The following is a 13,622-nucleotide window of genomic DNA, read 5'->3' on the forward strand; positions in this document are numbered from 1 at the left end:
CGGGGAATCGGGGCGGGTCCGGCTGTCCGGCGCCTTGACAGGTGAACGGAATCTGACGGACAGTCAGAAACCCTGATCCTCATGTCCGTTCCGGGAGGCAGTCGACGTGCATCTGGCCCCGACCGAGCGCCAGCAGGAGCTGCGCGCCGAACTCCGTGCCTACTTCCGTGAAGTCATGCCCGCAGGCGGCGGGCACGCCGGTCCCGCCTCCCCGGACCCGGACCTGGACCTGGACCCGGACCCGGACGCGCAGCGGCGGCTGCTGCGTCGCATCGGGGCGGACGGGATACTCGGTCTCGGCTGGCCCGTCGAGTACGGGGGGCAGGGGCGCGGCGCGGACGAACAGTTCGTCTTCTTCGACGAGGCATACCGGGCCGGCGCCCCGGTCTCCATGGTCACCCTGAACACGGTCGGCCCGACACTCATGAAGTACGGAACGGAGGCACAGAAGGAGTACTTCCTGCCGCGCATCCTGGCGGGCGAGCTCGTCTTCGCCATCGGCTACAGCGAGCCGGAGGCCGGTACCGACCTTGCCGCGCTGCGCACCCGGGCCGTACGCGACGGCGACTCCTGGGTCATCGACGGGCAGAAGATCTTCACCAGCAACGCGCAGAACGCGGACTGGATATGGCTCGCCTGCCGTACGGACCCGGACGCGCCCAAGCACCGGGGCATCTCGATCGTCCTCGTGCCCACGGACACGCCCGGCTTCAGCTGGACACCCATCGACACCGTGGGCGGCCTGACCACGACCGCCACCTACTACGACGGCGTGCGCGTGCCCGTGACAAATCTGGTCGGCGCGGAGAACGGCGGCTGGGGGCTGATCACCAACCAGCTCAACCATGAACGGGTGGCGCTTGCCGCGATCGGCATGCAGGCCGAGGACTTCTACGAAGCGGCGCTCACCTTCGCCCGCGCTCCCGACCCCATGACGGGGAGGCGGCCGGCCGACGAGCCATGGGTTCGCTCACGGCTGGCCGAGGCGCATGCCCGGCTGGCGGCGACGCGCCTTCTCAACTGGCGGCTGGTGGGGGCCGTGGGAGCGGGAGCGCTGGCGCCCGGCGACGCGAGCGGCGTGAAGTTCGCGGGGACCGAAAGCGCTGTGGAGGTGTATCGCATGTGCCAGGAGGTCACGGGCGATGCCGGATCGGTCCGGAGCGGTTCGCCCGGCGTGTTCGGCGACGGGGAGCTGGAGCGGATGAACAGGGCGGCGCAGATCAACACCTTCGGTGGCGGGGTGAGCGAGGTGCAGCGCGAGATCGTCGCGACGATGCGCCTCGGAATGAAGAGGGGGAAGCGGTGACGGCCGGGCAGGGTGTTCGGGACGAGCTGTACGAGCGGCTCAGGACGTACGAGGGCCGGGCGGCGGCCACCGAGGGCCTCGGTAAGGACCGGGTCAACGAGCCGATGATCAGGCACTGGTGCGAGGCGATGGGGGACGCGCACCCCGCTTACGGCGGACCCGACGCCGTCGCCCCGCCGACGATGCTCCAGGCGTGGACGATGGGCGGACTGTCGGGGCACACGGACCGGAGCGGGGCCTACGACGAACTCTTCGGGCTCCTCGACGGGGCCGGATACACCTCCGTGGTCGCGACCGACTGCGAACAGGAGTATCTGCGGCCCCTGCGGCCCGGGGACAGGATCACGTTCGACGCGGTGATAGAGGCGGTGTCGGAGCGCAAGACGACAAAACTGGGGACGGGCTATTTCGTCACCACGCGCATGGACGTCAGAGCGCAGGAGGAACTCGCCGGGACGCATCGCTTCCGCATCCTCAAATACCGGCCCGCGAGACCGAAGCCGAGACCGGAGCCGGAGCCGGAGCCGAAGCCGAGGCTGAAGACCAATCCCGAGCCCGGGACCGAAGCCACGGGAACGGCCATGGGAACGGCCATGGGAACGGCCACGGAAACGGGCACGGGCACAGGAGTGGGCACGGAAACGGGAACGGGAAGGGGCACACGAGCGGAAACGGGAAAGGGGAAAGGGAACGCGTTGCGTTCCAGGCCGGTGATCAACCGGGACAATGCCGGGTTCTGGGAGGGTGTCGCCTCCCACCGGCTGCTGATCCAGCGTTGCACCGCGTGCGACGCACTGCGCTTCCCCTGGCTGCCCGGATGCAACGCCTGTGGTTCGCCCGACTGGGACACGGTCGAGGCGTCGGGTGAGGGCACCGTCTTCAGTCATGTCGTGATGCACCACCCGTCCTTCCCCGCCTTCAGCGAGGACGGCGAGGGCGGGCCGTACGCCGTGGGGCTGATCGAACTCGCTGAGGGAGTCCGGATGGTCAGCAACGTCATCGGGGTGCCCTGCGACAAGGTGCGGGTGGGTATGCCGGTGCGGCTGGAGTTCCTTCGTACGGACCCCGATCTGGTCCTGCCGGTCTTCCGGGGGAGTGAGGGCTGACATGGATTTCACGCCGAGCGAGGAACAGGCCGCGGCCCAGGGGCTGGCCGCCCGGATCTTCGGTGATCTGTCGACGCACGACCGTCTGGTCGCGGCCGGCAGCGGTACGGACGCCGGACTCTGGAAGGAGATCTGCGCCGCCGGACTGCCCGGCGCGGCCGAGGAGACCGGGCTCCTCGGACTGGTGCTGCTGGCGGAGGAGCAGGGCCGGACGACCGCGCAGGTGCCCTTCGTGGCGAGCTGCGTGTACGGGCTCCTCGCCATCGCCGAGCACGGTACGGACGAACAGCGCGAGCGCCTGCTGCCGTCGTTCCGGGACGGGACGGCGGTGGCGGCGGGTGCGTTCCCGGCCGCCGGCACGGTGCACGCGGATGCGGACGAAGGCCCGGACGCCGAGGGGGGCGGGCGGCTGAACGGCATTGTCCCGCTGGTTCCGTGGCTGCGGGACGCCACCCATGTCCTGGTCGCGGCTGCGGACCGGAGCCTGTGGATCGTGCGGACCGCGGGCCCCGGAGTGGTGACGGAATCCGTGGAGACCACGGCCCCGTGGTCGGCGGGGCGGCTCGTGCTGGACGGGGCACCCGCGGAGCGGCTGGGCGGATCGGGGGCGTACGAGGAGGTGCTGGCGGGCGCCCGGACGGCGTTCGCCGGAGTGCAGGCAGGGGTGTGCGCCGGTTCGCTGGCCCGCGCGGTCGAACACACCGGAGCGCGGGAGCAGTTCGGGCGTCCGCTCTCGACGAACCAGGCGGTGCTGCTGCGGGCCGCCGACGCGTACATGGACACCGAGGCGATACGGGTCACGGCGTACGAGGCGGCATGGCGGCACGACGAGGGGCTGCCCTACGCGGAACAGGCGCTGACGAGCGCGTGGTGGGCGTCCGAGGCCGGAAGGCGGGTCGTCCACGCGGGTCAGCATCTGCACGGCGGCACGGGCGCCGACCTCGACCATCCCGTACACCGCCACTTCCTCTGGGGGCGTCAGCTCGACGCCCATCTCGGCGGCAGCGGCACGGTACTTCAGGAACTCGGCGAACTGCTGGTGAAGGAGGGACCGGAGTGAAAGCCGGTGAGGAACTGGCGCCGCTGGAGATCGCGGTGACCCGCACGCTCATCGTGGCGGGCGCGCTCGCCTCCCGCGACTACCAGGACGTCCACCACGACGCGGAACTGGCACGGGAGAAGGGGTCCCCGGACATCTTCATGAACATCCTGACGACCAACGGCCTGGTCGGGCGGTACGTCACCGACCGGTTCGGGCCCTCGGCCGTGCTCAGGCGGGTCGCCATCAGGCTCGGCGCCCCCAACTACCCGGGCGACACCATGGTGCTGAGCGGCACGGTCACCGCCGTGGGCGACGACGGTACGGCCGAGGTGGCCATCGTCGGCGTCAACGGGATCGGCAGACATGTGACCGGCACGGTGACCGTCGCCGTTCCGGAGGGGGCCGCATGAGCGTGCGCAGAGCCGATTCGCTCGGCGGGAAGGCGGCGGTGGCCGGGATCGGGGCGACCGAGTTCTCCAAGGACTCGGGCCGCAGCGAACTCAAGCTGGCCGTCGAGGCGGTGCACGCCGCGCTCGACGACGCGGGCCTCGCGCCCGCCGATGTCGACGGACTGGTCACCTTCACCATGGATACCAGCCCCGAGATCACCGTCGCCCAGGCGGCCGGTATCGGGGAGCTGTCGTTCTTCTCGCGCATCCACTACGGCGGCGGGGCGGCCTGCGCCACCGTCCAGCAGGCGGCTCTCGCCGTCGCCTGCGGGGTGGCCGACGTGGTCGTCTGCTACCGGGCGTTCAACGAGCGGTCGGGACGCCGCTTCGGGTCCGGGGTGCAGCAGCGGGAGCCCACGGCCGAGGGCACCGCGCTCGGCTGGAACCTGCCGTTCGGGCTGCTCACGCCCGCCTCCTGGGTGGCCATGGCGGCCCAGCGCTACCTGCACGCGTACGGGCTGACGCCGGAGGCCTTCGGCCATGTCGCGGTCACCGACCGGCGCCATGCCGCCAACAACCCGGCGGCGTACTTCTACGGGAAGCCGATCACGCTCGCCGACCATGCCGCCTCCCGGTGGATCGTCGACCCCCTGCGGCTGCTCGACTGCTGTCAGGAGACCGACGGCGGGCAGGCGATCGTCGTCACGAGCGCCGAACGGGCCCGGGACCTGCGGCAGCCGCCCGCGGTGATCGTCGCGGCCGCCCAGGGCGCCGGACGGGCGCAGGAGCAGATGACGAGCTTCTACCGCGACGATCTGACGGGGCTGCCGGAGATGGGCGTCGTCGCCTGCCAGCTGTGGCGCAACTCGGGGCTGGCCCCCGCGGACATCGACGTGGCGATCCTGTACGACCACTTCACCCCGTTCGTGCTGATGCAACTGGAGGAGTTCGGTTTCTGCGGACCGGGTCAAGCCGCGGACTTCGTGGCTGCCGACGCACTGCCCCTGAACACCCATGGCGGTCAGCTGGGGGAGGCGTACCTGCACGGGATGAACGGCATCGCGGAGGCGGTCCGGCAGATCCGGGGGACGTCGGTGAACCAGATACCCGGGGCGGCCACCTCCCTGGTCACGGCGGGCACGGGGGTGCCGACCTCGGGCCTCGTGCTGGGCCGGGCAGGGTGAGGCGCGCCGGCCCTGTCCCACCGTGGGAGGGCCGGGGCCGGTCCGGTGGTCTCGGGGACGACCCTGAGTTCAGAAGGAGCGCCACCTCCACCTACAGGAGGTGGAGGTGGCCCCAGCCCTACACCCTGAGGCGGACGCCGTTTCGGGACCTGGGGGCGATCCCCGCGGCGGCGCCCGCTCCTAGCGTGGAGTTATGACCACGCCAGTCTGCACGGGCGCCTCCAGGGGAGCCGCTGCCACCACCCAGGCCGTCCCGCGGAGCCATGCCGTCCCGCGCGCCCACGCCGCCACGCGCACCCCGGCCACCGCGCGCCCGACGTACGGCGCGCGTGCGCCGCACGTCCCGTATCCGTCGTTCACGTCCTTCGTGAAGGCCCGCGGGCCGGTGCTGCTGCGAGCCGCCCGCTCGCTCACCGCGAACCCCAGCGATGCCGAGGACCTGCTGCAGACCGCGCTGACCAAGACGTACGTCGCCTGGGAGCGGATCGAGGACCACCGGGCACTCGACGGATATGTCCGCAGAGCCCTGCTGAACACCCGTACCTCGCAGTGGCGCAAGCGCAAGGTCGACGAGTTCGCGTGCGACGAGCTGCCCGAGCAGGAGACGGTGCCCGGGCCCGACCCGGCCGAGCGGCAGACGCTGCACGACGCCATGTGGCGTGCCGTGCTGAAGCTCCCCGACCGCCAGCGGGCCATGGTCGTCCTGCGCTACTACGAGGACCTCAGCGAGGCCCAGACCGCCGAGGTGCTCGGGGTGTCCATCGGCACGGTCAAGAGCGCGGTGTCCCGGGCGCTCGGCAAGCTGCGCGAGGATCCGGAGCTGGCCCCCGTCCGGTGACCCCGCAGGGGTCGTTGCGGAGTCACGGGCCTGTCCCACAGGCATGACCGGCACAGGCAGGGGCGTCACAGCCCGTCCCGCAGGCATGGCCGTCGCAGGCCCGTCGCGCAGGCATGGCCGTCGCAGGCGCGAGGGTCACGGGCACGAGGGTCACGGGCGTGAGGGTCACGGGCGTGAGGGTCACGGGCACGAGGGTCACGGGCACGAGGGTCACGGGCACGAGGGTCACAGGCATCAAGTGCCGCGGACACGCATGTCACGCGCGAGCATGCTGAGAAGCTTCCTCCGGACTGTCCGGCTGGAGTGAAATTGCCCGGCGACACCGATTCGTTCCCTCGGGAGTAGTGACATACCGCGCGGTATGTGCGCAGAATCAGCGGAACCTTACTGCCGCGTAGCGCCCACCGGGAGGACGCCGTGCTCAGCACCATGCAGGACGTACCGCTGACTGTCACCCGCATCCTGACCCATGGGATGACCATCCACGGGAAGTCGCAGGTCACGACCTGGACCGGAGAGCCCGAGCCGCACCGGCGCAGCTTCGCCGAGATCGGCCGGCGAGCCACCCAGCTCGCCCACGCCCTGCACGACGAGCTCGGCATCGACGGGGACCAGCGGGTCGCGACCCTCATGTGGAACAACTCGGAACACGTGGAGGCGTACCTCGCCATCCCGTCGATGGGCGCCGTCCTCCACACGCTGAACCTCCGGCTCCCCGCCGAGCAGCTGGTCTGGATCGTCAAGCACGCCGACGACAAGGTCGTCCTCGTCAACGGCTCCCTGCTGCCGCTCCTCGCCCCGCTGCTCCCCCAGCTGACGTCGCTGGAGCACGTGGTCGTCTCGGGCCCCGGTGACCGCTCCGTCCTGGACGGCGCCGCGGTACGCGTGCATGACTACGAGGAGCTGATCGCCGGCCGTCCCACCACCTACGACTGGCCCGAGCTGGACGAACGCCAGGCCGCCGCCATGTGTTACACCTCGGGCACCACCGGGGACCCCAAGGGCGTCGTCTACTCCCACCGTTCGATCTACCTGCACTCCATGCAGGTCAACATGTCCGAGTCGATGGGGCTGACGGACCGGGACACCAGCCTGGTCGTCGTGCCCCAGTTCCACGTCAACGCGTGGGGTCTGCCGCACGCCACGTTCATGTCCGGCGTCAACATGCTGATGCCGGACCGCTTCCTTCAGCCGGCCCCGCTCGCGGACATGATCGAGCGTGAGCGTCCGAGCCACGCCGCCGCCGTCCCCACCATCTGGCAGGGCCTGCTGGCCGAGGTCATCGCGAACCCCCGCGACCTCACCTCGATGGCCAACGTCACCATCGGCGGCGCCGCCTGTCCGCCCGCTCTCATGGAGGCGTACGACAAGCTCGGTGTCCGCCTCTGCCACGCCTGGGGCATGACGGAGACCTCGCCGCTCGGCACCATGGCCAACCCGCCCGCCGGGCTGACCGAGGAGGAGGAGTGGCCCTACCGCGTCACGCAGGGCCGTTTCCCGGCCGGTGTGGAGGCGCGGCTGGTCGGCCCCGCCGGCGAGCACCTGCCGTGGGACGGCGAGTCGGCCGGTGAGCTGGAGGTACGCGGTGCCTGGATCGCAGGCGCGTACTACGGCGGCGCCGACGGCGTGGCGCTGCGGCCCGAGGACAAGTTCAGCGAGGACGGCTGGCTGAAGACCGGCGATGTCGGTGTGATCAGCGAGGACGGTTTCCTCACGCTCACGGACCGGGCCAAGGACGTCATCAAGTCGGGTGGCGAATGGATCTCCAGCGTCGAGCTGGAGAACGCGCTGATGGCGCACCCGGATGTCGCCGAGGCCGCGGTCGTGGCCGTCCCCGACGACAAGTGGGGCGAGCGTCCGCTCGCGACCGTCGTCCTCAAGGAGGGCGCCACCGCCGACTACGAGGCGCTGAAGGCGTTCCTCGCCGAGTCGGGCATCGCCAGGTGGCAGCTGCCGGAGCGCTGGTCGGTCATCGCGTCCGTGCCGAAGACGAGCGTCGGGAAGTTCGACAAGAAGGTCATCCGCAAGCAGTACGCGGCGGGCGAGCTGGACATCACCCAGCTCTGAGCCGGGCGACGCGGCGAAACGCGAAGACGACGAGGGCGGTACGGGAGTGATCCCGTACCGCCCTCGTCCGCTGTACCGATGACCGTCCGCGGCCGGTCCGCGACCGGTCCACGGTCGGTTCGCGGTCGGTTCGCGGTCAGTTCGTGCCGATCTTCGCGAGCAGGTCGACGATGCGGGACTGCACCTCGTCGCTCGTCGAGCGCTCGGCCAGGAAGAGGACCGTCTCGCCCGAGCTCAGCTTCGGCAGCTCCGAGCGGTTCATGTCGGCCGAGGTGTAGACGACCAGCGGGGTGCGGTTCAGCTGGCCGTTGGCGCGCAGCCAGTCGACGATCCCGGCGCGGCGGCGGCGTACCTGCATCAGGTCCATCACCACCAGGTTCGGCCGCATCCGGGTCGCGAGCGAGACCGCCTCGCTGTCCGTAGCTGCGCAGGCGACCTGCATGCCGCGCCGCTCCAGGGTCTGTGTCAGCGCGAGCGAGATCTCCTCGCTCTCCTCGATCAGCAGGACGCGCGGCGGATGCTGTTCGCTGTCGCGCGGTGCGAGGGCCTTCAGGAGTACGGCGGGGTCGGCACCGTACGCAGCCTCCCGCGAGGCCTGTCCCAGACCGGCGGTCACCAGCACCGGCACCTCGGCCGCCACCGCCGCCTGACGGAGCGACTGCAGGGCCTTGCGGGTGATGGGGCCGGTCAGCGGGTCCACGAAGAGCGCGGCGGGGAACGCCGCGATCTGCGCGTCGACCTCCTCGCGCGAGTGCACGATCACCGGCCGGTAGCCGCGGTCGCTCAGCGCCTGCTGGGTGGAGACATCGGGGGCCGGCCAGACGAGGAGCCGGCGCGGGTTGTCCAGCGGCTCCGGGGGCAGTTCGTCGTCGACGGGCTGCGGGGACGGGCGGTTGGCGACCTCGACGGCGCCGCCGGGCCCGTCCAGCGGCTCCGGTCCCTCGACGGCACCCTCGTCGGGCGCCCCTATCGCGTACGCGCGTCCTTCGGCCGCCGGAGCGGCGAGCAACTGCCCCGAACCCTGGCCCTGCACGGTACCGACAGCGCCACCGGTGCCGGCGGTGCCACCGGGCCCGGTCTGCGAGGCGGGCGGCTGCGGTGCGGGGGCGTGGGGCGCGGAAGTGGCCGCGGGCGGCAGGGCGGCGCGTTCGCTGCGGTCGCCCTCGGGCGGTGCGGCGAGCTTGCGGCGCCGCCCGGCCCCGCCCGCGCCACCGCCGAGGGTCTGGTTCTGCTGGTGGGCGATGTGCTGGGCGAAAGGCACGCCCTGTCCCAGTGTCCGCACGCTGAACGCACGCCCCTGCGTCGAGTCCGGCGACCCCGGGGGCATGGGCGCCTCGGCGGGCAGCGGCTGCCGCCGCGCGTCCGGGCCGGGCGAGAGCGTCCGCGGCCGGCTTCCGTCGTGGGCGGCGGACAGGCCTGCCGGACCGACCGGTTCCGCAGGGCCGTCAGCGCCCTCGGGAGCGGCGCCGCGGGCGTTGCCGGCGGTCGTCGTCCCGGTGGTGTGCGTGGTCGGCCCGGAGGCGGGCAGGCCCGAGTCGGCCCCGGGCCCGTCCTGGGCGGCGGGGCCCTGACCCGACGAGTCGTCCATGTCCCAGCCGCCGGGCTGCGTGGGCGGCGACGGCTGGTCGGAGGGGCCGGGACCGGCCGTCCGGCCGCCCTGCTCCTCCTGCGGAACCTGAGGCGCTTCGGCATGCCTGGCCCGGCGACGCCCGGTCGGGAGCGGGTGCGCCTGCGGCGGGGTGTGGTCGTGCTCCGGCGCACCGGATACCGCGTCATGGCGCCCGGGCAGCGCGTCATCCCGCCCGGGCAGTGAAGCGTCCGCCTCACCTGCGGTGGGCGGGATCCGGTCGGCATCCGCCGGCGGGAGCGCGAAGGGGACGCGTGGGCCCGCCTCGGCCTGGGCGGCCCGGTCCTGGGCGGCCGACAGGGCACGACGGGCGCGCCGCCCGGTCGGCTGCTGCGCCGGAGCATCGGCCTGCGCCTGTCCGGCCTGCGCCTGTCCATACGCCGGCTGCCCGCCCTGAGCCTGCTCGGCAGCCGCCTGTCCGCGAGCCGGCTGTCCGTGAGCCGCCGGCCCTTGAGCGGCCTGCCCGTGCGTCGCCTGCCCGCCCTGAGCCTGCCCGCCCTGAGCCTGCCCGTGCGTCCGGGCGGTGTCGTCGTGTCCGGGATAGCCCGCGGGCCCCCCGGCCTCCGCGGTGGAGCCGGCGGCCGGAAGCGCCAGTTGGTCGCCGCCACCCCGGTGCGCCCGGTGTCCGCCCGCCGGCACCGGCATCGGCGCCTCGGCGGGAACACCCTGCGGCGGGACGGTCTGACCGCGCTGCGGACGGCCACCGGCCCCCTGGGCACCCTCGGCCGCCGTCACCACGGACCCTTCCGAAGGCGCGGGAGCCACGGCCGCGGGCAGTGCGAGTGCCTGCCCCGGGCCCTGCCGCACGGCGTCGGCCGGGGTGCCGGTCTCTGCCGGGCTGGGCCGGCCGCGCCTGCGGCCGGAGCCGCTTGCCTGCGGGGCCGGAACGAGTTCGTGCGGGCCCGCCGCATCGGGCGCGGGCGCGTTCGCGGATGCTTCGACGGACTCCGGGGCGGGGTTCGCGCCCGCCTCCCGGCGCGCACGCCGGCGCCCGGTGGGCTCGGCCGCACCCGTGCTGGAGGAGCCGATCTCGCCCGTGCCGTCGGAGCCGCCCACGGGGCTCTCCAGGAACGCGTCCGTGGACCCCCTGCGCGCCCGGCGGCCCCGCCTGCCGCCCTCGGAAACCGCGACCTCGCCCGACGCCCCGGAATCGCCCGGGGCCCCGGGCACCGGCGGAACCACGGCGGTCTCGGGTGCGAGCGGCGGAACCACGGCCGCGTCGGGCTCCATCGGCGGAGCCGCAACCAGGCCGGGCACCATCGGCTGAGCCACAGCCGCGTCGGGCTCCATCGGCGGAGGCACAGCCAGGTCGGGCACCATCGGCGGAGCCACGGCGGCCTCGGGGGCCATCGGCGGCATCACGGTTCCGGCACCCGCGCCGAGCGGGACTTCGAGCACGTACGCGCTGCCGCTCATTCCCGGCATCTCATGGGTCTGGAGCACACCGCCGTGCGCCCGCACGATCCCGCGCACGATCGGCTCGTGCACCGGGTCTCCCCCGGCGAACGGCCCGCGCACCTCGATCCGTACGACGTCACCGCGCTGAGCCGCTGCGACGACGACCGTCGAGTCGATGTAACCGCCGCCCGGCGTCAGCCGGGCCTTACCGGTGGAGTCGACTCCGGCGACGTCCGCGACCAGATGCGCGAGCGCGGTCACGAGCCGTCCCGCGTCGACCTCGGCCTCGATCGGCGGCGCGTGCACGGCGAACTGGGCCCGGCCGGGGCCGATCAGCTCGACCGCCGCGTCGATGCCCGCCGTCACCACACCGTCGAGCAGCACGTTCGTCTTGACGAGCGCCTCGGAGCCGCCGTCCAGACGTTGGTAGCTCAGCACGTTGTCGACGAGCGTCGTCATCCGCGCATAGCCCGCGGCCAGGTGGTGCAGGATCTGGTTGGCCTCGGGCCACAGCTGGCCCGCGGGGTCGGCGGCGAGCGTGGACAGCTCGCCCCGCAGCTCCTGGAGCGGCCCGCGCAGCGACTCGCCGAGCACGGCGGTCAGCTGGGTGTGCCGGGCGGACAGGTCGGCCAGCCGTTCGGCCTGCTCCTCCAGCTCGGAGGCGTAGCGCTCGGTGCGGTCGGCGAGTTCGGCCGCGTGCTGTTCCGTCAGCGCGGTGACCTCGGCGGTGTGCCGCTCGGTGAGTTCCGTGACCTCCGCGGTGTGGCTCGCGGTCAGCTCGGCGACCTCGGTCCTGCGCTTCTCGTCGAGCTCCTCGTACGGCCGGCGGTCGGTGAACGTCATGACCGCGCCGACGAGCTGGTCGCCGTCCCGCACAGGCGCGGTGGTCAGGTCGACCGGCACCTGCGCGCCGCTCTTGGACCACAGGACCTGCCCGCGCACCCGGTGCTTGCGCCCCGACTTGAGGGTGTCGGCCAGCGGCGACTCCTCGTACGGGAACGGCTCGCCCTCGGCCCGCGAGTGCAGGATCAGCGGATGCAACTCCTGGCCGCCCAGGTCGGTGGCGCGGAAGCCGAGGATCTGTGCCGCGGCGGGATTGACCAGCACGACGCGGCCGTCCGTGTCCGTGCCGACGACGCCCTCGGAAGCGGCCCGAAGGATCATCTCGGTCTGGCGCTGCGACCGGGCCAGCTCGGCCTCGGTGTCGACGGTGCCCGACAGATCGCGCACGACGAGCATCAGCAGCTCGTCACCCGTATAGCTGCCGCTGTAGGAGCTCTGGACGTCCGTGTACGCCGCCTGCCCGTCCTCCAGGCTGGCGCTCGTCACCTCGACGGGGTACTCGTTGCCGTCGGTGCGCCGCGCGGTCATCCGCGTGGGCTTGGTCCGGCCCCGCTCGTCCGCAGCCTCCGGCCTCCGCATCGACCCCGGGATCAGCTTGGAGTCGAACTCCGGCAGCAGATCGAGCAGTCCGCGACCGACGAGCGCGGTGCCCGGCGTCTCGAACATTTCGAGGGCGATGGTGTTGGCGTTGACGACCGTACCGTTGCAGTTGACGAGCAGTAGCCCGTCCGGCAGGGCGTCGAGTATGGCTGCGAGGCGAGCAGCGCCTCGAGATGGCCTGCTGCTCACGACGACGCTTCCTCCCTGATTACTGCACCTTGCCGACAGCGGGCCCCATCTTGCCCCTCGGGCCTCAGGCTGTCACTGAAGGAGTCTAAAGGCAGGGGAGGGGCAAGGGGCGGCGGATGAGGGGGAGCTCTCACCAAGGTTCTGTGCATACGGTGTACGACTCTGGCCCATTACGTGCCCCGCAGGCCGCCCCGAACCCGGTACAGCCGCAGCTCACCGGACGTTGGGGAGCACCGGCCGCAGACTGTTCCAGCGCCCGATCTCGCACCCGTTGGTCCGCTCGAACGCGGAGTCGATGCTTCGCCCTTCCCACGTTCCGGTGATCCGTGCGGTGGCCCCTCCGCCGAACTGCTGCGTGCACATCGCGTTCCGGGACACCGGTGCGAACGGGTCAGCGCTCTCGCCCGGCAGCTGCGCCAGCCGGTCGCAGGCCTGCTGCGCCACGGGGTGGCTGCCGCCGGCCGGGTCGCAGTCCAGCTCGTACGTCCCGTCGGCCTCCGGGTTCCCCGACCCGGAGACGACCACGGTGAGGTGCGTGCCGGCGTCGTCGTTCTGCAGCACGGGCAGCGGCAACGGCAACGGCAGGGGACCGGCCACGGCCGTCGCCGCGGGGGCGGCGGCGGACAGTGCGGCCAGCGACACGACGGCGGTGAGGGCGAGACGACGCATCATTGCGGACTCCTGTGGTCGTACGTGTCGCCGGCACCGGCCGGCGACGAAGAAGAACGAAGGGCGGACGCCCCGCCATGACTAACGCTCCGCACGCCACGGCGTTGCGCAACCGGAGGCGCTTTGCCCTCGCGGCCGACTGCCTAGTACCGTAGGCAGCGATTGGTGACGCAGTGCTCAGCTGTGTCATCATCTGCACGCACCACTCGCGCTCGCGCGGGGTGTGCTGGAGGCGTCGCCTAGTCCGGTCTATGGCGCCGCACTGCTAATGCGGTTTGGGTCTTAAAGCCCATCGAGGGTTCAAATCCCTCCGCCTCCGCTTGATCACCGAAGCCCCGTGCCACTGGCACGGGGCTTCGGTGAT

At 72.3% G+C, this 13,622-nt stretch carries 9 protein-coding genes and 1 tRNA gene; 8 read left to right on the top strand and 2 right to left on the bottom strand.

The window, feature by feature from the left end; all coding sequences use genetic code 11:
• Positions 1–106: 106 nt before the first annotated feature.
• From JGS39_RS29705 to JGS39_RS29735, 7 genes are all read left to right on the top strand, one after another.
• The gene (locus tag JGS39_RS29705) at positions 107–1,306 is read left to right on the top strand and encodes an acyl-CoA dehydrogenase family protein (protein ID WP_219572792.1); all 1,200 of its coding nucleotides are present in this window, start codon (positions 107–109) and stop codon (positions 1,304–1,306) included.
• The gene (locus tag JGS39_RS29710) at positions 1,303–2,412 is read left to right on the top strand and encodes a bifunctional MaoC family dehydratase N-terminal/OB-fold nucleic acid binding domain-containing protein (RefSeq protein ID WP_219572800.1); all 1,110 of its coding nucleotides are present in this window, start codon (positions 1,303–1,305) and stop codon (positions 2,410–2,412) included. The genes JGS39_RS29705 and JGS39_RS29710 overlap by 4 nt, the downstream gene beginning before the upstream one ends.
• 1 nt (position 2,413) lies before the next feature.
• Positions 2,414–3,472 (top strand): acyl-CoA dehydrogenase family protein, encoded by a 1,059-nt coding sequence (locus JGS39_RS29715; protein WP_219572793.1) that lies wholly within the window; start codon positions 2,414–2,416, stop codon positions 3,470–3,472.
• Positions 3,469–3,864, top strand: coding sequence for a MaoC family dehydratase (locus JGS39_RS29720; protein WP_219572794.1), 396 nt, complete (start codon positions 3,469–3,471; stop codon positions 3,862–3,864). The genes JGS39_RS29715 and JGS39_RS29720 overlap by 4 nt, the downstream gene beginning before the upstream one ends.
• Complete coding sequence (locus tag JGS39_RS29725; RefSeq protein WP_219572795.1) at positions 3,861–5,027, top strand: lipid-transfer protein; 1,167 nt, start codon at positions 3,861–3,863, stop codon at positions 5,025–5,027. Before JGS39_RS29720 ends, JGS39_RS29725 begins: the two co-directional genes overlap by 4 nt.
• A 193-nt stretch (positions 5,028–5,220) precedes the next feature.
• Entirely contained in the window at positions 5,221–5,865 is a 645-nt protein-coding gene (locus JGS39_RS29730; protein WP_219572796.1) for a SigE family RNA polymerase sigma factor, read from the top strand.
• A 417-nt stretch (positions 5,866–6,282) separates the two neighbouring features.
• Positions 6,283–7,932 (top strand): long-chain fatty acid--CoA ligase, encoded by a 1,650-nt coding sequence (locus JGS39_RS29735; RefSeq protein WP_219572797.1) that lies wholly within the window; start codon positions 6,283–6,285, stop codon positions 7,930–7,932.
• Positions 7,933–8,068: 136 nt separating this feature from the next.
• On the opposite strand, the gene JGS39_RS29740 is transcribed toward JGS39_RS29735, so the two are convergent.
• Positions 8,069–12,589 carry a PAS domain-containing protein gene (locus JGS39_RS29740; RefSeq protein WP_219572798.1) on the bottom strand — a complete coding sequence of 1,507 codons (4,521 nt, stop codon included), beginning with the start codon at positions 12,587–12,589 and terminating at the stop codon, positions 8,069–8,071.
• A 213-nt stretch (positions 12,590–12,802) separates the two neighbouring features.
• Complete coding sequence (locus tag JGS39_RS29745; RefSeq protein WP_219572799.1) at positions 12,803–13,261, bottom strand: SSI family serine proteinase inhibitor; 459 nt, start codon at positions 13,259–13,261, stop codon at positions 12,803–12,805.
• A gap of 225 nt (positions 13,262–13,486) precedes the next feature.
• Between JGS39_RS29745 and JGS39_RS29750 the strand changes: the two genes are divergently transcribed.
• Positions 13,487–13,577: transfer RNA gene (locus JGS39_RS29750), tRNA-Ser, on the top strand.
• Positions 13,578–13,622 lie beyond the last annotated feature (45 nt).

The sequence above is a fragment of the Streptomyces poriferorum genome (assembly GCF_019399235.1).
GTDB lineage: Bacteria > Actinomycetota > Actinomycetes > Streptomycetales > Streptomycetaceae > Streptomyces > Streptomyces poriferorum.

What these genes read in the sequence shown, in the direction of transcription:
- JGS39_RS29725 (WP_219572795.1), top strand. Translation starts at nt 3,861, where the DNA reads ATGAGCGTGCGCAGAGCCGATTCGCTCGGCGGGAAGGCGGCGGTGGCC.
- JGS39_RS29730 (WP_219572796.1), top strand. Translation starts at nt 5,221, where the DNA reads ATGACCACGCCAGTCTGCACGGGCGCCTCCAGGGGAGCCGCTGCCACC.
- JGS39_RS29745 (WP_219572799.1), bottom strand. Translation starts at nt 13,261, where the DNA reads ATGATGCGTCGTCTCGCCCTCACCGCCGTCGTGTCGCTGGCCGCACTG.
- JGS39_RS29715 (WP_219572793.1), top strand. Translation starts at nt 2,414, where the DNA reads ATGGATTTCACGCCGAGCGAGGAACAGGCCGCGGCCCAGGGGCTGGCC.